Here is a 24,938-nt window from a genome sequence, read left to right as displayed (position 1 = left end):
TAACGTTAATTCAGTCAGTTCATTGACCAAATTAACGTTTTTTATATATATATTTGATCAATGGAAGGCCAAATTAATCGTTATTTAAAATCAGTTATTCTGAATAGAATAGGTAAGAATAAGGTTATTCTGCTATTTGGAACCCGAAGAGTTGGCAAAACATGGCTCATTGAAAAAATCACCAAAGAAGCGGGTGTTGATTCCCTTACTTTAAACGGAGAAGATCAGGATGTACAAGCCCTATTATCGACAAGAACTGTTGTCAATTATGCCCGCATAATAGGGAATGCAAAGCTGCTTGTCATTGATGAAGCGCAGGTTATTCCAGAAATAGGAAAGATTTTAAAATTGCTTATTGATTCTTTTAAGAACTTAACAATAATAGCCAGCGGTTCATCCACATTTGATCTTTCCAAACAAACAGGGGAGCCACTAACAGGAAGAAGTTTAACCTATTATCTTTATCCAATTGCACAAATAGAACTTAATGAACGCGAAAACGGACTACAAACAGCTCAAAATCTGGAAGAAAGATTAATTTTTGGTTCCTACCCTGAGTTATTTAACTTAGATTCAATCGCAGAGAAAGCCCAATATTTAACAGAATTGATAAGGTCTTATTTATTAAAAGATATTCTGATGTACGAAAATATTCAGAATAGTGCAAAATTATTGGAATTACTAAAACTTATTGCTTATCAGGTTGGTTCAGAAGTTTCTATTGATGAGCTTTCCCGTAATTTGGGTTTAAGCAAAAATACGGTAGACCGTTATCTGGATTTACTTTCAAAGGTATTTATCATTTATAAAGTTGGCGGCTTTAGCAATAATTTGCGCAAAGAAGTAACGAAATCATCAAAGTGGTACTTTTACGATAATGGCATTAGAAATGCCATCATAAATGACTTCAAGCTGCTTGCTCTTCGTAATGACCAGGGCATTTTATGGGAAAATTATTGCTTTAGCGAGCGCATAAAGAAAATGGATTATCAACAACAAAATACCCGTTATTATTTTTGGCGAACATATGACCAGCAGGAAATTGATTTAATAGAAACCAAAAATGAACAAATTATTGCAACCGATTTTAAATGGGGAAATAAAAAAAAGAAGGTTCCTGGATTTTTTGCTAAAAATTACCCTCAGGCACTATTTTCAACAATAAATAAAGATAATTACTTAGACTTTATACTTTAAAATGGACCCAACCTTACTACTTGATCTTGTAAAAATGCAAATGCCTTACGGAAAGTACAAAGGCTATTTAATTTGTAATATCCCCGAAAGTTATTTGCTTTGGTACAAAGATAAAGGTTTTCCGAAAGGGAAATTGGGTGATTTAATGGCTACCATGTTTGAAATCCGGGTTAACGGGCTTGAATATTTGTTAACGCCGTTGAAAAATCAACAACGTCAATAGAGCAACCAATATAACCAGACGAACTTTCTGAGCTTTTCAAAATTTACGCTTAAAGATCACATTTCTTATAAAAATATATTTCAAAAACCCTTTTATCGCTCGTAAGCTGCCTTAATTCATACAAACTTCATAATCCTACATTTATTTTGCCCTCAACTAAGAGGGTAAAGCCCAAGCTAAAATAAAATCAGGTAATGAAGAGAATTATAATGCTCACAATGGTGAGTGCCTTGCTGTATCAAACAGGTTGTACTTCAAAAAAAGAAGAAAAGGAAGAAGAAACAAATTATACGGTTACTTCACCACTTAAAATAGATACTTCTTTTACAAAAGAATATGTTTCTCAAATTAAATCGGTTAGAAACATCGAATTAAGAGCTCAGGAAAAAGGGTATTTGCAAAACATTTATGTAGACGAGGGTCAATCGGTAAAAGCCGGGCAGTTACTCTTTAGGATTATGCCTAAAATGTTTCAGGCAGAATTGCTTAAAGCGCAAGCAGAAACCAAAGCGGCAGAAATTGAGTTGCAAAATACCAAGTTATTATCGGATAAAAATGTGGTTTCGAAAAACGAACTCTATATGGCAAAAGCCAAATTAGATGCCGCAAATGCAGAAACTTCTCTTGCCAAAATGCATTTGGCGCTTACCGAAATCCGTGCACCATTTGATGGAACAATTGACCGTATTCCGCTTAAACTGGGCAGTTTGGTTGATGAAGGCGCTTTATTAACAAGCTTATCAGACAATAGCCAAATGTTTGCCTACTTTAACGTTTCTGAACCTGAATATTTAAACTACGCTGGTGCCGTTAAAGAAAAAGGAAAACAACTTGTTGATTTATTAATGGCCAATAATGAGCTTTTAAAATCAAAAGGAACAGTAGAAACCGTGGAGAGTGAGTTTAATAATGAAACTGGTAATATTGCCTTTAGAGCCAGGTTTACCAATCCAAAAAATTTACTTAAAAATGGTGAAACCGGTAAAATACAAATGCTGGTTCCACTTAAAAATGTTCTTGTTATTCCACAAAAAGCAACTTACGAAGTTCAGGATAAAAAGTTTGTATTTGTTGTTGATGCAAGCAATAAAGTAAGGTCAAGAGAAATTTCTATAGCCAATGAAATGCCCGATTTATACGTTGTAGCTAATGGTTTAAAAGAAGACGATAAGATTTTATTGGACGGCGTACAAAAGGTAAAAGAAGATGATAAAATCAAATTCAAATTGCTGGATGCAAAAGGCGTAATCAATAGTTTGAGATTAGATGCAGAATAATAACGCTTAATATTAAAATTTATGTTCGCCAAATTCATTCAAAGGCCAGTCCTCTCTATTGTTATATCCCTAATTATTGTGTTTTTAGGGGCCTTAGCCATTACCGGTTTACCTGTAACTCAATTTCCATCCATATCGCCCCCTAAGGTAAACATCACGGCAGAATACCCGGGAGCCAATAATGAACTATTAATCAAATCTGTAGTAATTCCTTTAGAACGTGCCCTAAATGGCGTTCCCGGGATGAAATATATTGCTTCTGATGCCGGAAATGATGGGGAGGCCAGTATCCAGGTTGTATTTAATTTAGGTACAGACCCTAACCAGGCTTCATTAAACGTACAAAACCGGGTAGCCGCAGTAACCAACAAATTGCCTCCATTAGTAGTAAGAGAAGGTGTAAAAATTACCCGGGAAGAATCAAATATGCTTATGTACATCAACCTGTATAGCAAAGACCCTAAAATGAACGAAAGTTTTCTTTACAACTTTGCTGACATTAACATCTTAGCTGAGTTAAAGCGTGTTGATGGTGTAGGTTTTGCCGATATTTTGGGTGATCGCGATTATGCCATGCGGATTTGGTTAAAACCAGATCGTATGCAAGCATATAAAATCTCTGCAGACGAGGTAATGAAAGCCCTTGATGAGCAAAGTTTAGAAGCATCGCCAGGTAAAACCGGCGAAAGTTCTGGTAAACGTTCACAAGCGTTTGAATATGTATTAAAATATTCTGGTCGATACACCACAAAAGAGCAATACGAAAACATTGTTTTACGTGCCAGTGCAAACGGCGAAATGTTGCGCCTTAAAGATGTTGCAGACGTAGATTTCAGCAGTTCTGCTTACAACTTATATTCCAACTTAAATGGAAAATCATCTGCTGCTATTGTATTAAAACAATCTTACGGCAGTAATGCCAGCCAGGTAATTAAAGATGTTAAGGCAAAAATGGCCGAAATAAAAACATCTTCATTTCCTAAAGGATTAGATTATGAGATTAGTTATGATGTGTCGAAATTCTTAGATGCATCCATCGAAAAGGTAATCCATACTCTAATTGAGGCCTTCATTTTGGTCGGTTTGGTGGTGTTCTTATTTTTGGGCGATTGGCGTTCAACATTAATCCCCATTATTGCTGTACCCGTATCCTTAATTGGAACATTCGTATTCATGCAGTTCTTTGGCATCACACTCAATCTGATTACTCTATTTGCGCTAGTTTTGGCTATTGGCGTGGTGGTAGATAACGCCATTGTGGTTATCGAAGCGGTGCACAGCAAAATGGAGCACAGTAAAATATCTGCATTAAAAGCTACGCAACAAGCCATGAAAGAAATTAGTGGTGCCATTATCGCCATTACATTTGTAATGGCTTCGGTATTTATACCTGTTGCATTTATGTCAGGTCCCGTTGGTATTTTCTATCGTCAATTCTCTATCACAATGGCAACAGCAATTATCCTTTCAGGTGTTGTAGCCTTAACTTTAACACCAGCCTTATGTGCCATCATGTTAAAAAACAGTCATGGCAAGACTCAAAATAAAACCCTGATCGACCGTATTTTAGATGGCTTTAACAACTGGTTTAACAAATTAACCGGAAGCTACAAAAACATTTTAGATAAAGTAGTTACACGCAGATTGTTCACCTTTGGAACATTAATTGCCTTTTGTATCGGAATATGGCTTTTAAACAGCTCCGTACCTTCGGGATTTATTCCGAATGAAGACCAGGGAATGGTTTATGCTATTATTCAAACACCAGCCGGATCTACACTGGAAAGAACCAACCAAATTGCCAAGCGCTTACAAGCTGTAGCCAAGGGGGTTGAAGGCGTAAAATCTGTTTCCTCATTAGCTGGTTATGAAATCCTTACCGAAGGAACAGGTTCAAATGCAGGTACTTGCTTAATCAACTTAAAAGATTGGAGCGAGCGCAAAAACTCATCGCTTGATGTAATTAAAGAGCTTGAAGAAAAAGCAAAAGATATTCCGGGCGCAACTATCGAGTTTTTCCAACCTCCGGCTGTACCGGGTTATGGTGCCGCAGGCGGTTTCGAATTGCGCTTATTGGATAAAGCGGGGAGTGGCGACTATAAAAAGATGGAAACGGTGAGTAATGATTTTGTTCGCGAACTGAACAAGCGCAAGGAGCTTTCATCCGTATTTAGTTTCTACAGCGCCAGTTTCCCTCAATATATGCTAAATATTGATAATGACCTGGCCCAGCAAAAAGGCGTAACTATTGATAATGCCATGAGTACCTTATCAACCTTTGTAGGCAGTAATTATGAAACCAGTTTCATTAAATACGATCGCCAGTACAAGGTTATGGTACAGGCATTACCACAATATAGAGCTTTGCCAAGTGATATTTTAAAGCTTTCGGTAAAAAATAATCGTGATGAAATGGTACCGTTTTCTGCCTTTATGAAAATGGATAAAGTTTACGGTCTTTCAGAAATTACACGCCACAACATGTCTAATGCTTCAGAAATTAGCGGACAATCTGGTTCGGGATATAGCTCTGGGGAAGCCATTAAAGCCATTACTGAAGTGGCGCAAAAAACTTTACCAAGAGGTTTTGGTATTGATTGGGCCGGTATTTCAAAAGACGAAGTCTCGAGGGGAAATGAAGCCATTTATATTTTCTTAATCTGTTTAGGCTTTGTTTACCTGATTTTAGCTGCACAGTACGAGAGTTTTATTTTACCATTATCCGTTATCTTATCGTTGCCTGCCGGTATTTTCGGAACCTACCTTTTGCTTAAAATTATGGGTTTAGAAAACAATATTTATGCGCAAGCCGCTATGGTTATGCTAATTGGTTTGTTGGGTAAAAATGCAGTGCTGATTGTTGAATTTGCCGCACAGCGTCATCGTCAAGGTGTTTCTGTAGCCAAATCGGCAATAGAATCTGCCATTTTGCGTTTCCGCCCGATTTTAATGACCTCATTCGCTTTTATAGCCGGGTTAATTCCATTAATGATTGCTACAGGCCCAGGAAAAATTGGCAACAGAACCATTGGTACTGCCGCCGCCGGAGGTATGCTCTTTGGTACCGTGTTTGGCGTAATTATCATCCCGGGTTTATACTTCATTTTCGCCACCATTGCCGCAAAGCGAAAACTGATTAAAGTTGAAGAAGAACTTCCATTAACTGAAGAAATTGAACACAATGTTTAACAAGAAGATATATACAGGTTTCGGATTTGCTTTAATCTGCATGGCCTATACCGCTTGCAAAGTGCCACAAACGGCGCAAAAAAGCGAAAATAAAAATGTTCCTAATGCTTTTAGCGATTTAAAAGACACTACAAATGTGGTGAATATAAAATGGCGCCAGTTTTTTAATGATAAATATCTGGTTGATTTAATAGATACGGCGTTAAAAAATAACCAAGAACTGAATGTAACCTTACAGGAAATCGAAATCGCCAAAAATGAAGTGAGGGCTAAAAAAGGCGAGATTTTGCCGTCAGTTGGTTATCACGTGGGTGCGGGATTTGAAAAAGTTGGTCGATATACCAGTTCGGGTGCGGGCGATGCAAGTACCGAAATTACACCCGGCAAAGAGGTTCCTGAGGTTCTGCCTGATTATCAATTTGGTTTAACCACTAATTGGGAAGTGGACATTTGGCATAAACTCCGCAATGCAAAAAAAGCTGCGGTAACACGTTATCTATCTACGGTTGAAGGCAAAAACTTTGTGGTAACCAACTTAATTGCCGAAGTTGCCAACTCTTATTATGAACTTCTGGCTTTAGATAATCAATTGGCTATCATAAAGAAAAACATTACTTTACAGAGCGATGCATTAGAGTTGATGAAGATCCAAAAACAAGCAACGAGGGTTACAGAATTGGCTGTTCGTAAATTTGAAGCCGAAGTGTATAATTCTAAAAGCTTAGAGTTCAGCATTCAACAGAACATTACAGAAACTGAAAACAAGATTAATTTCTTATTGGGACGATACCCCCAGGCCATTAAAAGAGATACAGAAAGTTTCAACGTCTTAGTACCACCTCTGGTCAAAGTCGGTATTCCATCTCAATTATTGGCCAACAGGCCTGATATTAAACAGGCAGAATTGGATTTGGCTTCTGCAAAACTTGACGTTAAAGTAGCAAAAGCACAATTTTATCCTTCTTTCGGAATTTCTGCTACATTAGGTTTTCAGGCCTTTAATCCATCTTATTTGGTTAGAACTCCAGAATCGTTGTTGTATTCTTTGGCGGGCGATTTAGCTGGACCTTTGATTAATAAAAACGCCATAAAAGCCAATTACCTTACCGCAAATGCAAAACAGATACAAGCCGTTTATAATTACGAAAAAACCATTTTAAATGGCTATATCGAAACCGCTAACCAGCTTTCTAACATTAGCAATTTAGAAAAAAGTTATACCTTAAAAGCAAAGCAAGTTCAGGCATTAACACAGTCGGTGGATATTTCAAACGATCTTTTTCGTTCTGCCAGAGTCGATTATTTTGAAGTGTTGATGACTCAGCGTGATGCGCTTGAAGCCAGATTAGAATTAATCGAAACCAGAAAACAACAGCTAAATGCCGTAGTGAATATTTATCGGGCTTTAGGTGGTGGGTGGAATTAAGTTGAATTACCTAATTCAAAATATAACTGTAATGTGACTTAAGAAATTAAGGATATTAAGATTTGAATTTGCTTAATTGCCTTAATTTCTTAATGTTTAAATTATAAGCTGAAATATTTTTTGATTACTATATCTCGCAACCATTTTCATCACAAATGGCATCGTCGTTTTTATTTAATGATTTTAATTCTGTTTTCGGTTGTGTTTCTTTCCACTCTTTAAAACTTTGCGTTAGCGCCTGCTCAAATGCCTCAACAGGTTGTGCACCTGAAACCGCATATTTTCTATCTAAAACAAAGTATGGCACACCACGAACACCTAAGTTTTGGCTTTCGTAAACATCATAACGTACCGCTTCCGCAAACTGATCGCTTTGTAAAACCTGTTCTGCTTCTGTCTTATCCAGACCTATTTCTGTTGCTATTTCTCCCAGTACGGTTAAATTAGCGATATCTCTTCCCTGAACGAAATGCGCTTCAAAAAGTTTTTCTTCTGCTAAATCCTGAAGGTTATGTTTAGCCGCCAAATGAATTAAACGGTGTGCATTAAAAGTATTAGCTGGAATATTCTTTCCGAAATCAATGGTCAATCCGGCATTTTTGGCCATATCTGCCACTTGCTGGGTCATTTGTTTAGCTTGTGCAACAGGCATTCCTTTGCTTCTTGACAAATAATCATAAACCGTTTCATTGCTGGTGTTATGATACTCAGGATTTAACTGATAACTTTTCCATTCAACTTCAATTTCGTTTCTGAAGGGCAAGGTTTCAATAGCTTGTTCAAAATGTTTTTTGCCGATATAGCAAAACGGACACATTACATCCGACCAGATTTCAACTTTCATAATGCAAAATTAAAGCTATTAAAGCGAAGCACAGTAAGCCAAAAGTAAAAAGGTTTGATGCCTTAAATCCCCAAAAAGGGTAAAAACTACTCAATTTGGGGAACCTTAATTTAATCTAAAGTGCTTTTAAATAGCAAATTAAGCCATAATTGTCTTTGGCATCATTTTTTAAATACAATCAAAAATTATTAATTATGAAGAAAACGCTCTCCGTACTCCTGATTTTATCAGCAGCATGTACCAGTCTTTTTGCCCAGCGTCAGGCAGATTATGTATCTAAATTCGATACCAAAATTCAATCTATATTACTGGATAATTTAACTGGAAATATTATTGTTAAAGAAAAAGATAAAATATCGGCCTTCAATCCTGACACCAAACAGGTTGAGTGGACAATCAACAATGATCAGATTGCTAAAATGGGTACGATGAAAACAATAAATAAAGCCAGCGAATTATTAAATGACGCTGATTTATTAAAGGTATTTCAATCGCCAGATCAATTAAATTTCATAGAAAATACGCCGTTTGTACAGGCCAATGTAAATTCAAACGATGTAATTATAAATACTTTAACGGGTAAAATTTTATTTAGCTCTGCTACTACACCATATCGGGTTGTGCTTAGTCAATATGTTTTCAGCGATGATAAATTTCTATTTTTGGCTACCGAAGGAAAAGAATTCAAATGTGTGCTTTTCGATCCAAAAACCGGAACAGATAAATGGGCTACTATTGTAGGCACAAAAGAAAGTATGCTTAAATCGCTTGGTCTGAGTTTCGGCATGAACAAATTAGCCACCAAAGATCAGGTTGTAGCCAGTCAAAATGCAATTTACGCAACCATAAACAATAAGCTTTTTAAACTGGATAAAGAAAGTGGTAAAATAAAATGGTCAGCGCCTGAGGATGTGCATCGTTTTTACCTTTCAAATGACAACAAACATGTCATCACCATGCGTAATGCTGGCAGCATTATTTCTTCTAAACGGGCACTAAATGCATTGGATACTGAATCGGGCACTCCAATTTTTAAAGACGATATCAGTACAAAATATGTTTCATATATAGAAGATTGGGGTAATAAATTTTTGGTTGCTCACTCTAATGGTTTTAACTTTTTCGATTATGCTACAGGAAAAAAAATCTGGAAAAAAGATGCCAAAGGTGACGATATTAAAAAGGTTATTCCGATTGGCAGCGACTACCTGTATATTGCTGACAATGAAATGAGTTTGATTGATAATGAAGGAAAGCAGAAATGGAAGAACTTTGTCGAAATTAGTGATGATAAGGCAGATCCGGTTTACTTTTTAGATAAAATAGATAACAACAAAGTATTTTATTTAACCGGTACTTATGGCAATATGGTTGATTATACAACCGGTAAAAAAATCTGGAAAGGAAATATAAAGTTTGAACCAAAACTGCCTTTGTTATATGCATACGATGAAAACGCTAAATCATTTCTGGTATACAATGACGAAAAACTATTCAAGTTTGATCCGAATGCAACAGAAAAACCGGAAGCCTTTGCCAAAATAAAAGTAAAAAACGATAAAAGTTTATCTTCTATTGGCTTATTTGACTGGGGTGTATCCTTAACCGGAGAGTATGAAGTAATTGGAGTAAACAAAGATGGTTCTGTTAAATTTCAAAAAGTATATAAAGAGCCTGGAGAAGCTGGAAGGAGATTATTAAAAGCGGGTGGTATTTTGGGAAGTACTTATTTTGGGGCTAAATCAAGCTTACAACAAGGCCTTTCAGAAGCAACCTATGTATCTAAAGATGCAAATGGAAACATCAGACAGGATTATTTATTTACAGAATCTTCAAAAAAAGCTTTAAGTGATAAGGCTGCAACAAATGCATCGGTTTCAGGAAGTATAGATGCAACAATTACCAGCAAAATGGGTTCGCGTTTTAAAGCATTGAAACAAAACAATGATTTTGCCTTTATTTTTGCAAGGGGCGAAGCCGATCAGTCAAATTATCTGGTAAAAGTGAGAAAATCTGACGGGACAGAGGTTGATAAAATTACGATTGATAACACTAAACCTCTTTATGAAGTTGATGGTGTTAATGATAATTTATATTACGTTTATCAAAATGAGTTAAGGGTATTTTCAAAAAAATAATACTTAAAAGAAAGCCCCGGAAATAAAATCCGAGGCTTTCTTTTATTTATACAACTGGTTAAATATCAGTTTAAATGTACCATGGGTTTGAGCTCTAAAAGCAATCTCTGGTCCGAAAGCAAATAACTTTCCTTTACCAACATTAGCCTGAAAAGCGGTAACACCATCTTGTAAATAGGCCTGTCCCCATGCCCATCCGCTACGCAGCGGAGTTGCAGATTCGAACCACATTAAAGGTTTTATTTTTCCCGAAGCAATTGCATCACCGGTTAATTTGAATACCGGGCTGTTATCAAAGTAAACATCGGCCTCTTTTTCCATACCCCAGGTTGCGGGCACCGATAAATCTACACCAACATTTAAAACACTTCCAGGTACATAATACTTTTCACCCGGCAATTTTTTCTCTGTTCCATTCACAATTTCTACCATTGCATTACGAACAGGAAGATTTAGCTGGTAGGCCAGGTTTGTGCTGCTACCAATCGTTACAATGTTTCCACCTTCTTCTAAAAACTTTTTAAGCTGTGGAACAGATTTATCCGCTGATATTCTGCCCAGGCGGTTTTTATATTCTTCGGGAGTATCTTCGGGTTTAGGACCAAAAGACCGGCCATTAAAAGCGCCCGCTTGTTGAGATGGAATTGCTCCACCAACGAAGATAATTACATCATATTTAGATTTTAAATTCCCAGCATCTATATCTCCCGGATAAATAACCGTTGCATTATAATGGTATTGCTCCATCATCCATCTTACCCAGCCTGAAGCCATCGAGCCACCGTAAGTATCCCAAAGGGCTATTCTTGCGGGTACAATTTTAACTTTGGCCTTTGGCGCCGCAGCAGATTTTAGTTTAATATTGGCTTTTTCTAAAATTGCTTTTGCTCCACCCGAAGCCGAAACATAAAAGTCTCCGTTTTCTGCAGACCGGTAAACTTCAGCTTTGTTTTTTAAAAGATCATTTACTGCCGTATATGAATCGTTTTGGGCTGCGCTTAATACAAACTCCGAGCCTGAGGCAATTTTGTTCTCTGGCGTTAATAACTGTCCGTAGGGATTTCTTTCAAAAGGACCTGAAAAATCATCCTGAATCCGGTCAAATTTAACATCCATTAAATAAGCTAATGTCCAGCCAGCAGCGTCGTATGGAGGAACTGGTGCCCCACCTTCATATTTAAAGTCGTTTGGATGGTCTTGTGGTTCAAACATATCTAAAATATGTGGTCTGAAAGCCTGGTCTGTTTTTACAACATAACTTCCGGCAGGATAATTTTTACCTGCAACAGTAAAACTTCCTGTTGCTTTTTGAACAACAATTCCGGTTCGGATTAAAGCATTTAAAAACTTTATAGCGGAGTTAAAATCAGGCTGATCGGCAGATAAAATATAACCCCTTGGATCGCGGCCTGCAGGAGCTTTCATCACTGTATCAAAATACTTAATGTCCATCTGTCTCTGGCCGAACTCAGAATCGCCACTTCCCGCAGCGATTTTATCTTTTTTTGCAGCATTATTAATGGCTTCAATTTTCTTAGGAGAGAAAGACCAGGTATCTTTTTTACCTCTTTCGATGGAGTTTCTGCCCATTTGGTAAATGTTGTACAGCAATTCATCGCGGTAACGTTGCGCATAACCTAAAACAGCATAATTTAAAGATACGGAATAATCAATTGAGTTTTTAAAGTACCATTTACGCGGCGTAATAGGGTTTGGCGAATCACTGTTTGGCAATAATCTCGAAGGAACCAACGGAATTTCTGAAGGAGTCGGGCTACCTACTATTTCGGTAAGTAAGCCAATCATATTATGAAAATAAGTTGTGGTCCGTAAACCCCCATTATACCAGGTTGAAAAAACCGATCCACCTCTTTGAGTATAGCCGGGCTTGCTTTCAACATTCATACGGTTGTGCATAGCTGCACCCACTGCATCTAAACTGGTTAATATGGTTGCATCAAAAACATAATTAAACGGATCGCGGTATGGCGGCCCTGCAACGACCGTACCTGCGGGACCTGCCTGATGGTGGTTGTACATAATTTGCGGAATCCACTCTACAAAAAGTTGACGGCCAATATTTTGGGTTTCTTTTAAATTGAGCATAAAAAAATCCCGGTTATTATCATGCCCGGCATATTTTTCATATAACCTCGGTATGTTTGATAAGGATCTTTTCTTTGGATCTTTCTCTCTCATATACCAGTTGCTCACCAATTCCTGCCCATCAGGATTGGCGTGGGTAAATAAAATAATCACATTATCTAAAATCCTTAGCGTTTCAGGGTCTGTTTTTGAAGCAAACTCATATAAAGTTTGTATTAGCTGGTGTGCACCAACAGTTTCGTTAGCATGTAAACCACCATCAATCCAAACAACAGCTTTTCCTTCCTGTGCCAGCGCTTTTGCCTGTTCAGGGGTGATTTCAGCATGTGCCAGTTGCTGCGAAATTTCTTTATAACGGTCTAACTTCTGCAGATTTTCCGGTGATGAAACCACCAGCATGTATTGGGTTCTGCCTTCTTCTGTTTTGCCGATATCAACCAGTTTTACACGTTTAGATGTTTCGGCTACCTTTTTAAAGTAAGCTTCGGTTTGCGTATAAGTAGCCAATTGATAATCGTCGCCAATATTAAAGCCAAAATGCGTTTTAGGACTTGGAACATCCTGTGCATAGGCTAAATTGCCACTGATAATCAAAAAAGCAAAACAAAGTTTTTTAGCGTAATTTTTTATCATAATCTTAAATAGTTTGTTGGGTTGAATCAAATATAAAGGAGAAATAGATTTCAAACAGGCTTGCTGTAAATTTGTTACAGTGAATAACACTTTCGTTTCTTCGTGCTTATTAACTACATTTGCTGCCGATGTAAGTTCTTAACTTTATTTTTTCATCAACCGGTAATGGTCCCCGGTGTAAAATCGGGGTTAATAGGGAATCGTGTGTAAATCACGAGCTGTCGCGCAACTGTAAATTCTGCCTCTGTAAAAGAAGCAACAATTTTATCATTTAGGCCACTGTTCCGTTTGGAATGGGAAGGCGATAAAATTGGGGATAAGTCAGGAGACCTGCCAATATTGAATTGACGATGCTTTCGCGTTATAAAGTAATTGGTCAGGTCTGATTTGTACAACAATAAAATGAACCGTTTTATTAAAAATTTGCTCTAGCCGATTTGGCCGGGAAATTAATTGTTTGTGTCTGTACCTTTCCTCATTTATTCTAAAAAGCATTGTAAAATATAGTGTAAAGAGCTTTTAAACGATTTATTTACATTAATCTTTAAAAGAAATGCTAACGCAAAATTTGGGCTACCCGCGAATTGGTAGTCACCGCGAATTGAAAAAAATCTGCGAAAATTACTGGGCAGGTAAAACCGGGTACAAAAATGTGCTTCAGGTAGGAAAAAACATCCGCCACGAAAACTGGCTGATGCAAAAAGAGGCTGGAATAGATGTAATTCCATCAAATGATTTTTCTTTTTATGATCAGGTCCTCGATCACTCTTTAACATTTGGTGTCATTCCAAAAAGATACAATGAAGTGATTTTAAAAAAGGGCAATACGGAATTAGATCTTTATTTCGCGATGGCCAGAGGGTATCAAAAAGATGATTTAGATGTGGTTGCGATGGAAATGACCAAGTGGTTTGATACCAATTACCATTATATTGTACCTGAATTTTATAAAGATCAGCCTTTTAAATTATTCTCCACCAAGATTATTGATGAGTTTTACGAAGCCAAACAACTCGGCATTATTACCAAACCGGTATTAATTGGGCCCGTTTCCTATTTGCTGCTGGGTAAAGAAAAAGAAGCCGGTTTTGAAAAAATAGATTTAATTAAAAATCTTCTGCCGGTTTATCAGGATATTCTAACCCGTTTAGATGCGCTAAACGTAGAATATATTCAGTTTGATGAGCCTTTTTTAACTTTAGATTTAACCGAAAAAGAGCAAAAAGCTTTTGAATATGCCTATAAAGAGCTTAGAAAAGCTTTTCCACGGTTAAAAATCGTATTGGCTACTTATTTTGAAGGTTTGGGAAATAATTTAACCCTGGCTACTTCCTTACCGGCAACCGTTTTGCATATCGATTTAGTGCGTGCACCGCAACAACTTCCCGAAGTTATTGCGGCATTAAACACTAAAACAATCTTATCGTTAGGTTTGGTTGATGGCAGAAATATCTGGAAAAATGATTTTGAAAATTCTCTCTCCGTGATAAAACAAGCTGAAAATAAATTGGGCAAAGACCGGGTTTGGATTGCACCTTCCTGCTCTTTAATTCATACGCCTGTTAACCTGGACAATGAAACCAATGAGCAAAATTTATCAGTAGAGATTAAACAATGGCTGGCATTTGCAAAGCAAAAAATAGCCGAAACCGTTACCATAAAACAATTAGCCTCTGGAGAAAACGCTGCATCTGTGGAACGTAAATTTGCAGAAAACAAATTGGCGCAGCAAAATAGAAAAACCTCTGCTTTGATTCATAATAATTCCGTAAAACAGCGTGTTAAGAACATTGAAGATAAAGACGCAGAGCGTTTAAGTAATTATCCATCCAGAAAAATAAAGCAACAAAAGTTAAACTTGCCCGCTTATGCCACAACAACAATAGGTTCTTTTCCGCAAACAGCAGAGGTTAGAAGCTGGAGAGCTAAATTTAAAAACGGAACTTTTAGTGCCGAAGAATATGATGCTTTAATTGCGGAAGAAACGGTTAAAGCGGTAAAATGGCAGGAAGAAATTGACCTGGATGTTTTGGTGCACGGCGAATTTGAACGCAATGATATGGTTGAATATTTCGGAGAACAACTTGATGGCTTTGCCTTTTCAAAAAATGGCTGGGTGCAAAGTTATGGCTCCCGTTGTGTTAAACCACCTATTATTTTTGGCGATGTATCCCGGCCAAAAGCCATGACCGTAAAATGGACTGCCTTTGCCCAATCACTTACGTCAAAATACATGAAAGGTATGTTAACCGGACCTGTAACCATTTTGCAATGGTCTTTTGTGCGTAACGACCAGCCAAGAGCTGAAACCTGTGCTCAAATTGCTTTGGCCATAAGAGACGAGGTTAACGATCTGGAAAAAGCAGGAATTAAAATCATTCAAATTGATGAACCTGCAATCAGGGAGGGTTTACCATTACGCAAGGCGGATTGGCAGCATTATTTAAACTGGGCGGTTAAAGCTTTCCGGATTTCTGCAAGTGGGGTGCAAGATGAAACCCAGATTCACACGCACATGTGCTATTCAGAGTTTAACGATATTATCCAAAATATTGCCGATATGGATGCTGATGTGATTACAATTGAGACTTCGAGATCACAAATGGAATTGCTGGACGTTTTTGCTGATTTTAAATATCCAAATGAAATTGGTCCTGGTGTTTATGATATTCACTCGCCCCGGGTACCTAAAAGAGCAGAAATGGTTCAACTGCTTAAAAAAGCCAAAGCCGTAATTCCTGCTGAACAGCTTTGGGTAAACCCGGATTGTGGCTTAAAAACCCGTGGATGGGATGAGACCAAAAAAGCTTTAATCGAAATGGTAGAAGCCGCAAAAGAAATGCGTAAAAACTAAAACTTAACTTTGTGCAAAATACAAAGTAATTTTTGCCACGGAAACAGAAATACATGGATTTTTATCCTTTTTAAGCTGTTTTCCGTGGCTGATTTATCTGAAATTATTTAAAAAATGACATTAGAAGAAAGAATTGTAGCCTCAAAAACCAGCATTTTCAAAGCGGTATTTCCAAACACAACCAACCATTACGACACTCTTTTTGGGGGCACAGCCATGCACATGATGGATGAAGTAGCATTTATAACCGCCACACGTTTTAGCCGTCAAATTATGGTTACGGTAAGCAGCGATAGAATTGACTTTAAAAAATCGATTCCGGCCGGAACCATTGTTGAATTAATAGGTCAGGTAACCAAAGTTGGCAACACCAGTTTAAAAGTTAATGTCGAAATTTATATTGAACAAATGTATGCTGAAGGCAGAGAGCTTGCCGTGCATGGCGATTTTACCTTTGTAGCCATTGACGAACATAAAAAACCCGTACAGGTAATTAAATAAATCTTGACTGAACCACATGATTACGTGATTTTTGAATGAAATGATATAAGACATTCCATTTAAGAAATTGGTAATTTGCATTATGGAAAATCAATATTCTGAAAACGATTTAAGAGAAGTTGCCGCTCAGTTAAGCTGTCCGCAAGGAGAAAAAGGCTTAAAAACAGCAGCGATGATGAATATCAGCAATAAAGGGATGACAGAAAGTGCCATTTCTGCAATGACGCTTCAGGACGGTAACCAAATTTTAGAAATAGGTCCCGGCAATGCCAATCATTTGGAATATCTGCTTCAACAGGCTGAAAATTTAGCCTACACGGGTGCTGATATTTCTCCTTTGATGATAGAAGAAGCTTCCAAAATTAATGCTTCATTTATTCAAAATAATCAGGCGAAGTTTACTTTAACAAATCCGGATACACTTCCATTTGCTGCAGCAGTTTTCAATAAAGTATTCACGGTAAATACCATCTACTTCTGGAAAAACCCAGAACAGTTTTTAGATGAAATATTCCGGATTTTAACACCAGGAGGTACTTTTGTTTTATGCTTTGCAGATAAAAGTTTTATGGAAAACTTACCTTTTACTCCTTTCGGTTTCCAACTCTATAATGTTGATTCGGCAACGGAACTACTCAAAAAATCGGCTTTTGATATTGAAAAAACAGCTGAATTAACTGAAGAAATTTACAATAATATTGGCCAACCTGTTTCCCGGAAATACTATGTAATCAGAGCCCTTAAAGCTGGTTAGTAAAGAATCAGGTATAAATAGGCATAAACAACCGGGGCAGCCAGCAATAATCCATCAAAACGATCCAGCAAACCACCATGTCCCGGTAGTAAACCTCCGCTATCTTTTGTATCTAAACTTCTTTTAAGCATGGATTCTACTAAATCGCCAAGCGTACCAAAACCGGCAATTAAAACCGCCATTCCGGCCCAAACCCAGGGTTGGTTTTCTGTAAACAGAAACGATAAACCTACAGCGACTAAAACGGCTGTAAACATTCCTCCAAAAAAACCTTCCCAGCTTTTTTTAGGCGAATGACGCTCAAACAATTTGCGTTTACCATATTTTACGCCAAAAAGATATGCTCCCGTATCATTTGCCCACAACATCAATAAAAAAGCCAGCGGTAAATGAAAATTATAGGTATTCCAATCTTTTAAAAAGCCCAGTGCATGGAAAAAACAAAATGGAATTGTTACATAAACAAAACCAACAAAGGTGTAGGAAATGTTGGCAAATGGAATTTTATTTTTCTTATACAACTCGGTTATAAAAACAGAGAAAATTAATGGAATACAAAGCAAAAGATACTTTACATCATATTTTAAATAGTGTAAACCCGCCGCCATTAAAAAGATCAGTGCGCCTGCCACCAAACCAATATTTCTGTGTGGCCGGATTCCCGAATTTTTAATCAGTTTATAAAACTCAAAAAGAGATAAAACACTTAAAATAAGATAAAAGATAGAGAAAGTATAAGATCCTAAAAAGATAGAACCCAACATCACGATGGTAAAAAAGAATGCGGTTATTGCACGGGTTTTCATTTGAAAAAAATAAAATTTAAGCTGAAATGTAAGGTGTGTAACGCATTTTATTCGATCTCGTTTTGAAAGATGTATTCAATCGCTTTATCAAAATCCAGCTGACTGACCATTACATTTACTTCACCAAAATTATAGGCAGCCAATTGTTTGCTAATGGTTACCGCCGGAATACCTGCTTCGGTTAATCCCTGCTTTAACACTTCTGCTGCAAAAGCATCGCCTGTTGTATATACTTTAACCCAATTTTCGCTCACGTTGTGCTGTATCTTTAAAAAATTTAAACAAAGCTATGGTAATTATTGCACTAATTACATATCCGTACCAAGGAAAACCAATTGGTTCATCGGCTTTATTTAATGGAAGATTATGTTTTTGCATGTAAAAAGCGGCGCAAACCGCATAGGCGTTATTTAAAAAGTGTGCGGTAATGGCATACCAAATGTTGCCGCTGAAATAATATAAATAACCAAAGCCAGCTCCTAAAAGCAATCGTGGAATAAAACCATAAAACTGAACATGAATAGCGCTAAATATAATGGCAGAAATCCAGATGGCTAAATGTGGATTGCCAAACATTCGGTTTATCGACCGCTGCAAGCCGCCTCTAAACATTAATTCTTCTCCAATTGCCGGCAAAACCGCAATCATGACAAGGTTTACCATAAAATCAAAGTTATTTCTGGCGGTAATAAGTTGAATGGTCATTTGCATCGCTGCATCTTCCTTTTCTTTCATCCACTTTTCAAGTCCTTTTAAAAAGTCGGGCAAAACCATTTTTTGATTCCAAACGGCAACCCACTCCATAAAAGGCATACTTACAATCATAATTCCCAAAACGACAATTAAGAGCAAAAGCTTTGGTTTTAAAAGACCATAAAATGAGGAAAGCTTTTTTCTTTCGTTAAGTGCCAAAATTATGGGTGGCAAAATAAACGTTCCGATTGAGCTCAAAATCTGAATGACTTTCAATCCATCTGTGTATTTGGGATCTCCTGAAATCAAGAGATTTATTTTTTCAAGCGAAAATGACCCGTACATCGTGCAGGCAATTGCCAAACCTATAAAAGAAAACAGCAATGCACCAGCAATCGCGTAAGCTAAAAGTAAAAGAATCTGAAAGAAAGGGTTGATTTCCTCCTGTTTAGGTGTTACAAAATTCATTATTTGTACCTTTGTATGTTTTATTAAAGTTTGAAGATAGAAAATGTCTGTTAAGATAGGAAATATAGATTTAGGTGAGTTCCCATTATTACTGGCTCCAATGGAAGATGTGAGCGATCCGCCTTTCCGTTTTGTATGCAAACAAAATGGTGCTGATATGATGTACACTGAGTTTATTTCTTCTGAAGGACTGATTCGTGATGCAGCAAAAAGTCGTCAAAAACTCGATATTTTTGAATATGAACGCCCGATAGGCATTCAAATTTTTGGTGGCGATATTGAACATATGCGTGAGGCTTCAGAAATAGCCTCGCAAGCCGGACCAGATCTTGTTGATATTAACTATGGCTGCCCGGTAAAAAATGTGGTTTGTAAAGGTGCGGGCTCAAGTTTGTTGCAGGACATTGATAAAATGGTGAAAATGACAGAGGCCGTTGTTAAAGCCACACATTTACCGGTTACGGTTAAAACCCGTTTGGGCTGGGATGACAACACCAAAAATGTTTACGAAGTTGCCGAGAGATTACAAGACGTTGGTATACAAGCATTAACCATACATGGCCGTACACGTGCACAACTTTATAAAGGCAGTGCAGATTGGTCATTAATCAGAGAAATTAAAAGAAATCCACGTATCAAAATTCCAATTTTTGGAAATGGAGATGTTGACAGTCCTGAAAAAGCGGCTAACTGGCGCATGGAATACGAAGTTGATGGAATTATGATTGGCCGTGCGGCCATTGGTTATCCATGGATTTTCAGAGAGATAAAACACTTTTTTAAAACAGGCGAACATTTAGCCGGACCAACCATTGAAGAAAGAATTTCTGTGTGCCGTACGCACTTAGATAAATCGCTGGAATGGAAGGGCCCAAAAACAGGTATTTTCGAAATGCGCCGTCATTATGCAAACTATTTTAAAGGTTTGCCAGATTTTAAACCCTTCCGCATGCGCCTGGTTGCGGAGCCGGATATTAATAACATTTACAGCATTTTAGACGAAGTGGCAGAAAAATTTGCCAACTACGATGCAACAAATGTACTGGCTTGATTTTTGAAAAGCTTTTTGTACATTCGTATAAATCATCATGGTTACAGCAATTACAGATGGAGTTAAAGTTTCAGTAGAAACCGTTTACCAGCCAGAATATTCAAATCCGGCTAATGAGCATTTTATGTTCGCCTACCGCATAGAGATTTCCAACCTTTCAGATTATGCCGTACAGCTTATGCGTCGTCAATGGTTTATTTTTGATTCCAACAGCAGTCGCAGAGAAGTAGAAGGAGAGGGTGTAGTAGGCATTCAACCAATTATAAATCCGGGCGAAACTCATGTATATGTATCGGGTTGTAATTTAAAAACTGATATGGGCAGTATGCAAGGCAAATATTTAATGAAACGCCTGATGGATGAAGCTGAATTTGAAGTTGATATTCCGGAGTTTACCTTAATTGCACCTTATAAACTGAATTAATAAAGATATTTTAAATAAAAAAGGGGTTAGAATTGATTTCTAACCCCTTTTTGTTTTCATAGGTAGTTATTTTAGTCTCTGCTTCTTCCAAAAAGCATAGATGCGTAGTAAAGTAAATTGGCCAATGCACCAACGGCAGCCACTACATAAGTCATAGCAGCCCACCATAAAGCATCCTTAGCCTGCACATTTTCTTCCTGCGTTTGCATTACACCTCTATTGTTTTTTAACCAATCGAGCGCCCTGTTACTGGCATCAAATTCAACCGGTAAGGTAATAATACTAAACACGGTAATCAGGAACAAACCAACTACGCCTATCGCTAAAACAATTGGCGTTACAGAGAATACCAAAAGCATTACACCAATGAGTAAAACCCATTGTAATAAATTAGAAGAGATGCTTACAATAGGCACCATATTGCTTCTTAAATTAAGCCAGCTGTACGATTTTGCGTGTTGTACGGCATGTCCACACTCGTGTGCAGCTACAGCAGCAGCAGCAACACTCCGGCTATAATATACATCTGTACTTAAATTTACGGTTCTGTCGGATGGATTGTAATGATCTGTTAATTGTCCTTCAGTGCTCATCACTTTCACATCGTATATCCCATTGTCGTGCAGCATTCGCTCTGCCACTTCCTTGCCCGATAACCCAGAGCTAAGTTGCATTTCTGCGTATTTAGAGAATTTATTCCTAAAGCGCCATTGTACAAACATGCTCAGCAATAATACCGGGATTATTAATATTAAATAAAATCCCATTTTCTATGTATGTTTTTCAGGATGACATATATCAAAAAGCGTTCCCATATTAATTTCATTTTAAATTATGTTACATTTAAGCTATGGTTACAGCACAATCCTATTGGGAAAAAACATCATTCTTCCTTTTTGATTTCATTATTATTGGTAGTGGAATTGTAGGTTTAAATGCGGCAATCCATCTTAAAAAATTCAAGCCAAATTCAAAGATTTGCATTTTAGAAAGAGGCTTTCTTCCCTCTGGAGCCAGCACCAAAAATGCGGGTTTTGCGTGTTTTGGAAGTATTTCTGAACTGATAGACCAGGAAAGTATATGCGGCACGGAAGGGCTTAGTTTTCTTATTGAAAAAAGATGGAAAGGTTTATTAAAATTACGCAACTTATTGAGTGACGAAAAGATTGATTATCAGTGTTTGGGTGGTTATGAGTTATTTAAAAAAACTGAACAAAATCTGACCACCCTTAGTGTATCCAAAATTGAACATTTTAATAATTTAATTAAAAACATTGTCGGAGAAAACGCTTTTAGTTTACAAAACCAGAAGATTAAGGAATTTGGTTTTAAAAACATCGAAAATTTAATAGCCAACCGATATGAAGCACAAATTGATACGGGCAAAATGATGTTTGCCTTGTTGCAGTATGCACAAAGCCTTGGCATAGCGGTATTCAATAATTGTACAGTAAATAAAATTGAAGGCGAAAACAAAGGCATTAGCCTGTTAACAGATGAAGGAATATTTAAATGCCATAAAGTAGTCGTTACCACCAATGCCTTTACACAATCTCTTTTGCCTGATCTGGATATCACACCAGGCAGAGGACAGATTTTGATTACCAAACCTATTAAAAACCTTAAAATAAAGGGTACATTTCACTACGATAGAGGTTATTACTACTTTAGAAATATAAATGATCGGATTTTATTGGGTGGCGGCCGAAATTTGGATTTTAACGCAGAAGCCACTACAACCTTCGGGCAGACCGATTTGGTGCAAAATGCTTTAGAAAATCTGTTGTCAAAAGTAATTTTACCCGATACTGACTATGAAATTGACCAGCGATGGAGCGGAATTATGGCCTTTGGAAAACAACTGGAGCCTATTATTAAAGAAGTTAAACCAAATGTGTTTTGTGCCGCCCGGTGTAATGGAATGGGCATAGCAATGGGCTCGCAAACAGGAGAAGATGTAGCCCAGCTGCTAATCAACAGTCTTTAAAATCCTTTATTTAAATACGATCGTTTTATTTCCGCTTACAAAAACCCGGTCTTCAAAAATCAGGTTTAACGCTTCTAAAAGAACTGCTTTTTCAATTTCCTTTCCCGATCTCACCATTTCTTTTACGCCAAAGGTATGGTCTACATGTGTGGTATGTTGAGTTACAATGGGTCCTTCATCGAGGTTATTGGTTACAAAATGTGCCGTAGCGCCAATAATTTTTACGCCACGCTCAAAAGCTTGTTTGTAGGGGTTTGCACCAATAAAAGCTGGTAAGAAAGAATGATGGATGTTGACAATTTTGCCTTCGTAATCTTTAACGAAATCTGCAGAAAGAATTCGCATAAACTTAGCCAATACGATATAATCTACTTCAAACTGATCGATAATTTCTTTGATCTCGGATTCAAACTGTGCCTTTTCTTTTCCTTCGTGAGAAACGTAATAATACGGAATGCCTAATTTTTCTGTAAAATCTTTAAGTGCCTCATAATTTCCAATTACACATTTTACATTGGCACCGAGTGTTTTAAATTGATTTTTAATTAGTATTTCTGCCAGGCAATGGTATTCTTTAGTAACCAAAACGGCAATATTTTTTTCCTGCTGACTAATTAAATTAACCTCTGCAGAGTTTGGTAAATTTTCCAGTAATTTTTCTTTGAGTTTAGCGGGTTCTGCCAACTCCCCCGTGCAGGCAATACGCGTAAAAAAGGTTTTATGCTGTTCGTCAACAAATTCCCTCATGGCAATAATATTGAGTTGCTGACCCGCAAGTACTCTTGTAATATTGGTTACTAAACCCACCTGATCAGGGCACTGTATAAGAATCGTTAATTCATTCATCATTAAAATACTAAGGCTCAATTATAAATATTTTTTTGACTAAATACAGCACTTCTTGACTAAAAATTTTTGGTATATCTGTTTTAAATCTTCATTTTTGCTAAAATTTTTATCATTATGGAAATCGCTGGTATTGCTTTACTAATTATAATTTTAATTGTTTTAGTGCTTCTATTGCTTAAAAAGCCATCAATAAATCCTGAAATTATTTCTTTTTCAGACCTTGAAAAACTGAAATCAGATTATGAACAGGTAAAAATAGCTTTAGCCAAAGCGGATGAACGTGCAGATGGTTTATCTATTGAAAAGGAGAATATCACGGCACTTTTAAAGGAAGAACAGCGACGCTTAATTGATGAGTTACAGGCAGAGCGTGATCGTTTAGCCGATGCCAACCGCGAACTGGAGAGTACCCGATCTTTTTACCTGGCGGAGAAAGAAAAACTAGCTGAACAAAAAAGCAGTATGCAACAGTCTCAGGAAAAATTGAACAAGGATTTTGAGTTGATTGCAAATAAAATACTGGAAGAAAAATCAACAAAATTTATTGAACAGAACCGAACCAATTTAGACCTGATTTTAAATCCGCTTAAAGAAAATATTAAGGCTTTTGAAGACAAGGTTGAAAAGGTTTATAAAGCAGAGTCTGACGAACGAAATATTTTAAAAGGGGTGATTTCTGAACTTCAAATCCAGAGTAAACTCATTCAGGAAGATGCTAATAATTTAACTAAAGCACTTAAAGGCGATAGTAAAAAACAGGGAAACTGGGGTGAAGTGATATTAGAAAAAGTTTTGGAACGCTCAGGGCTTGTTAAAGATCATGAATACCGTATTCAGGCAAGTTTAACTTCTGCCGAAGGCAGTCGTTTGCAACCCGATGTGGTTATTGACCTTCCTGATGAAAAACACATTATAATCGATGCTAAGGTATCTTTAGTTGCCTATGATCGCTCAGTGTCCGCAGAGACGGATGAAGAGCGTGAGGGCTATTTAAAACAGCACCTGGCTTCAATTAAAAATCATATTCAGGAACTATCTTCTAAAAACTATCATGATTTGTATCAGATTAATTCTCCTGATTTTGTTTTACTTTTTGTTCCTATCGAATCTTCGTTCAGTATTGCGGTTCAAAAAGATGCTGAACTCTTTAATTTTGCCTGGGACAGGAAAGTCGTAATTGTAAGCCCATCTACATTATTGGCTACCTTGCGCACCATTGCCAGTATGTGGAAACAAGAGCGCCAAAACCGGAATGTAATGGAAATTGCCCGTTTAAGCGGAAGCATGTACGATAAGTTTGTGGGTTTTGTCAGTGATATGGAAAATATCGGTCGGTATGTAAAGCAAAGTCAGGATGCCTACGATAAGGCCATTAACAAACTTTCCATAGGCGCAGGAAACTTAACCAATACATCAGAAAAAATTAAAAAGCTTGGCGCAAAGGCTACGAAACAGATTGATATTAAGTATTTAGATGGTGAAGAATGAGTTTGATTAATAGTTGGCCGTTTTTGGCTT

Annotated in this window: 20 protein-coding genes and 1 riboswitch; of the genes, 13 read left to right on the top strand and 7 right to left on the bottom strand. The window is 37.2% G+C overall.

Annotated features, from left to right (window positions below):
- Positions 1 to 60 precede the first annotated feature (60 nt).
- The 5 genes from O0955_RS04290 to O0955_RS04270 all read left to right on the top strand — a co-directional run bounded on the left by O0955_RS04290 (position 61) and on the right by O0955_RS04270 (position 7,312).
- Complete coding sequence (locus tag O0955_RS04290) at positions 61 to 1,197, top strand: ATP-binding protein (RefSeq protein ID WP_269426286.1); 1,137 nt, start codon at positions 61 to 63, stop codon at positions 1,195 to 1,197.
- Between the two features lies 1 nt (position 1,198).
- Positions 1,199 to 1,420: a DUF3820 family protein gene (locus O0955_RS04285; protein ID WP_269426285.1), complete on the top strand. Its 222-nt coding sequence runs from the start codon at positions 1,199 to 1,201 to the stop codon at positions 1,418 to 1,420.
- Between the two features lie 194 nt (positions 1,421 to 1,614).
- Positions 1,615 to 2,697 carry an efflux RND transporter periplasmic adaptor subunit gene (locus O0955_RS04280; protein ID WP_269426284.1) on the top strand — a complete coding sequence of 361 codons (1,083 nt, stop codon included), beginning with the start codon at positions 1,615 to 1,617 and terminating at the stop codon, positions 2,695 to 2,697.
- A gap of 21 nt (positions 2,698 to 2,718) precedes the next feature.
- Positions 2,719 to 5,886, top strand: a complete 3,168-nt coding sequence (locus O0955_RS04275; protein ID WP_269426283.1) for an efflux RND transporter permease subunit — start codon at positions 2,719 to 2,721, stop codon at positions 5,884 to 5,886.
- Positions 5,879 to 7,312 carry a TolC family protein gene (locus O0955_RS04270; RefSeq protein WP_269426282.1) on the top strand — a complete coding sequence of 478 codons (1,434 nt, stop codon included), beginning with the start codon at positions 5,879 to 5,881 and terminating at the stop codon, positions 7,310 to 7,312. Before O0955_RS04275 ends, O0955_RS04270 begins: the two co-directional genes overlap by 8 nt.
- A gap of 127 nt (positions 7,313 to 7,439) precedes the next feature.
- Here the strand turns inward: O0955_RS04270 and O0955_RS04265 are convergent, their stop codons facing one another.
- A complete protein-coding gene (locus O0955_RS04265; RefSeq protein ID WP_269426281.1) occupies positions 7,440 to 8,156 on the bottom strand; it encodes a DsbA family oxidoreductase in 717 nt (238 codons plus the stop codon).
- 194 nt (positions 8,157 to 8,350) lie between these two features.
- Between O0955_RS04265 and O0955_RS04260 the strand changes: the two genes are divergently transcribed.
- The gene (locus O0955_RS04260; protein WP_269426280.1) at positions 8,351 to 10,294 is read left to right on the top strand and encodes a PQQ-binding-like beta-propeller repeat protein; all 1,944 of its coding nucleotides are present in this window, start codon (positions 8,351 to 8,353) and stop codon (positions 10,292 to 10,294) included.
- 42 nt (positions 10,295 to 10,336) lie between these two features.
- Here the strand turns inward: O0955_RS04260 and O0955_RS04255 are convergent, their stop codons facing one another.
- The gene (locus O0955_RS04255) at positions 10,337 to 13,033 is read right to left on the bottom strand and encodes a M14 family metallopeptidase (RefSeq protein WP_269426279.1); all 2,697 of its coding nucleotides are present in this window, start codon (positions 13,031 to 13,033) and stop codon (positions 10,337 to 10,339) included.
- 149 nt (positions 13,034 to 13,182) lie between these two features.
- A riboswitch (cobalamin riboswitch) is annotated at positions 13,183 to 13,385 on the top strand.
- 201 nt (positions 13,386 to 13,586) lie between these two features.
- Between O0955_RS04255 and metE the strand changes: the two genes are divergently transcribed.
- The 3 genes from metE to O0955_RS04240 all read left to right on the top strand — a co-directional run bounded on the left by metE (position 13,587) and on the right by O0955_RS04240 (position 17,142).
- Entirely contained in the window at positions 13,587 to 15,887 is a 2,301-nt protein-coding gene (gene metE, locus O0955_RS04250; protein WP_269426278.1) for a 5-methyltetrahydropteroyltriglutamate--homocysteine S-methyltransferase, read from the top strand.
- A gap of 114 nt (positions 15,888 to 16,001) precedes the next feature.
- Positions 16,002 to 16,388 (top strand): acyl-CoA thioesterase, encoded by a 387-nt coding sequence (locus O0955_RS04245; RefSeq protein WP_269426277.1) that lies wholly within the window; start codon positions 16,002 to 16,004, stop codon positions 16,386 to 16,388.
- 82 nt (positions 16,389 to 16,470) lie between these two features.
- Positions 16,471 to 17,142, top strand: coding sequence for a class I SAM-dependent methyltransferase (locus O0955_RS04240; protein ID WP_269426276.1), 672 nt, complete (start codon positions 16,471 to 16,473; stop codon positions 17,140 to 17,142).
- Here O0955_RS04240 and O0955_RS04235 read toward each other — a convergent pair.
- From O0955_RS04235 to O0955_RS04225, 3 genes are read right to left on the bottom strand one after another with little or no spacing between them, the layout of a single operon-like run.
- Positions 17,139 to 17,948 carry a phosphatidate cytidylyltransferase gene (locus O0955_RS04235; protein WP_269426275.1) on the bottom strand — a complete coding sequence of 270 codons (810 nt, stop codon included), beginning with the start codon at positions 17,946 to 17,948 and terminating at the stop codon, positions 17,139 to 17,141. The two genes, O0955_RS04240 and O0955_RS04235, sit on opposite strands and share 4 nt — an antisense overlap.
- A gap of 47 nt (positions 17,949 to 17,995) precedes the next feature.
- A complete protein-coding gene (locus O0955_RS04230) occupies positions 17,996 to 18,202 on the bottom strand; it encodes a putative signal transducing protein (protein ID WP_269426274.1) in 207 nt (68 codons plus the stop codon).
- Positions 18,183 to 19,109, bottom strand: coding sequence for a CPBP family intramembrane glutamic endopeptidase (locus O0955_RS04225; protein ID WP_269426273.1), 927 nt, complete (start codon positions 19,107 to 19,109; stop codon positions 18,183 to 18,185). The genes O0955_RS04230 and O0955_RS04225 overlap by 20 nt, the downstream gene beginning before the upstream one ends.
- 43 nt (positions 19,110 to 19,152) lie before the next feature.
- On the opposite strand from O0955_RS04225, the gene dusB reads away from it, so the two are divergent.
- The gene (gene dusB / locus O0955_RS04220) at positions 19,153 to 20,160 is read left to right on the top strand and encodes a tRNA dihydrouridine synthase DusB (RefSeq protein WP_269426272.1); all 1,008 of its coding nucleotides are present in this window, start codon (positions 19,153 to 19,155) and stop codon (positions 20,158 to 20,160) included.
- Between the two features lie 37 nt (positions 20,161 to 20,197).
- Positions 20,198 to 20,584 carry a Co2+/Mg2+ efflux protein ApaG gene (gene apaG, locus O0955_RS04215; protein WP_269426271.1) on the top strand — a complete coding sequence of 129 codons (387 nt, stop codon included), beginning with the start codon at positions 20,198 to 20,200 and terminating at the stop codon, positions 20,582 to 20,584.
- A 71-nt stretch (positions 20,585 to 20,655) separates the two neighbouring features.
- Here the strand turns inward: apaG and O0955_RS04210 are convergent, their stop codons facing one another.
- A complete protein-coding gene (locus O0955_RS04210; RefSeq protein WP_269426270.1) occupies positions 20,656 to 21,351 on the bottom strand; it encodes a zinc metallopeptidase in 696 nt (231 codons plus the stop codon).
- Positions 21,352 to 21,434: 83 nt separating this feature from the next.
- On the opposite strand from O0955_RS04210, the gene O0955_RS04205 reads away from it, so the two are divergent.
- Positions 21,435 to 22,571 carry an NAD(P)/FAD-dependent oxidoreductase gene (locus O0955_RS04205; protein WP_269426269.1) on the top strand — a complete coding sequence of 379 codons (1,137 nt, stop codon included), beginning with the start codon at positions 21,435 to 21,437 and terminating at the stop codon, positions 22,569 to 22,571.
- A 6-nt stretch (positions 22,572 to 22,577) separates the two neighbouring features.
- Here O0955_RS04205 and purU read toward each other — a convergent pair whose 3' ends face one another.
- Positions 22,578 to 23,438: a formyltetrahydrofolate deformylase gene (gene purU, locus O0955_RS04200; RefSeq protein ID WP_331283534.1), complete on the bottom strand. Its 861-nt coding sequence runs from the start codon at positions 23,436 to 23,438 to the stop codon at positions 22,578 to 22,580.
- A gap of 96 nt (positions 23,439 to 23,534) precedes the next feature.
- On the opposite strand from purU, the gene O0955_RS04195 reads away from it, so the two are divergent.
- Positions 23,535 to 24,908 (top strand): DNA recombination protein RmuC, encoded by a 1,374-nt coding sequence (locus O0955_RS04195; RefSeq protein ID WP_269426268.1) that lies wholly within the window; start codon positions 23,535 to 23,537, stop codon positions 24,906 to 24,908.
- The last annotated feature ends 30 nt before the right edge of the window (positions 24,909 to 24,938 follow it).

This window comes from Pedobacter punctiformis, assembly GCF_027213715.1.
Classification (GTDB): domain Bacteria; phylum Bacteroidota; class Bacteroidia; order Sphingobacteriales; family Sphingobacteriaceae; genus Pedobacter; species Pedobacter punctiformis.
This window is presented reverse-complemented; position numbering and strand designations above follow the sequence as displayed.

Coding starts and splice junctions, on each gene's coding strand:
- metE (WP_269426278.1), top strand. CDS start 13,587: ATGCTAACGCAAAATTTGGGCTACCCGCGAATTGGTAGTCACCGCGAA.
- O0955_RS04235 (WP_269426275.1), bottom strand. CDS start 17,948: ATGAAAACCCGTGCAATAACCGCATTCTTTTTTACCATCGTGATGTTG.
- O0955_RS04210 (WP_269426270.1), bottom strand. CDS start 21,351: ATGGGATTTTATTTAATATTAATAATCCCGGTATTATTGCTGAGCATG.
- O0955_RS04225 (WP_269426273.1), bottom strand. CDS start 19,109: ATGAATTTTGTAACACCTAAACAGGAGGAAATCAACCCTTTCTTTCAG.
- O0955_RS04240 (WP_269426276.1), top strand. CDS start 16,471: ATGGAAAATCAATATTCTGAAAACGATTTAAGAGAAGTTGCCGCTCAG.
- O0955_RS04270 (WP_269426282.1), top strand. CDS start 5,879: ATGTTTAACAAGAAGATATATACAGGTTTCGGATTTGCTTTAATCTGC.
- dusB (WP_269426272.1), top strand. CDS start 19,153: ATGTCTGTTAAGATAGGAAATATAGATTTAGGTGAGTTCCCATTATTA.
- O0955_RS04260 (WP_269426280.1), top strand. CDS start 8,351: ATGAAGAAAACGCTCTCCGTACTCCTGATTTTATCAGCAGCATGTACC.
- O0955_RS04265 (WP_269426281.1), bottom strand. CDS start 8,156: ATGAAAGTTGAAATCTGGTCGGATGTAATGTGTCCGTTTTGCTATATC.
- O0955_RS04195 (WP_269426268.1), top strand. CDS start 23,535: ATGGAAATCGCTGGTATTGCTTTACTAATTATAATTTTAATTGTTTTA.
- O0955_RS04275 (WP_269426283.1), top strand. CDS start 2,719: ATGTTCGCCAAATTCATTCAAAGGCCAGTCCTCTCTATTGTTATATCC.
- O0955_RS04255 (WP_269426279.1), bottom strand. CDS start 13,033: ATGATAAAAAATTACGCTAAAAAACTTTGTTTTGCTTTTTTGATTATC.
- apaG (WP_269426271.1), top strand. CDS start 20,198: ATGGTTACAGCAATTACAGATGGAGTTAAAGTTTCAGTAGAAACCGTT.
- O0955_RS04205 (WP_269426269.1), top strand. CDS start 21,435: ATGGTTACAGCACAATCCTATTGGGAAAAAACATCATTCTTCCTTTTT.
- O0955_RS04285 (WP_269426285.1), top strand. CDS start 1,199: ATGGACCCAACCTTACTACTTGATCTTGTAAAAATGCAAATGCCTTAC.
- O0955_RS04280 (WP_269426284.1), top strand. CDS start 1,615: ATGAAGAGAATTATAATGCTCACAATGGTGAGTGCCTTGCTGTATCAA.
- O0955_RS04245 (WP_269426277.1), top strand. CDS start 16,002: ATGACATTAGAAGAAAGAATTGTAGCCTCAAAAACCAGCATTTTCAAA.
- O0955_RS04290 (WP_269426286.1), top strand. CDS start 61: ATGGAAGGCCAAATTAATCGTTATTTAAAATCAGTTATTCTGAATAGA.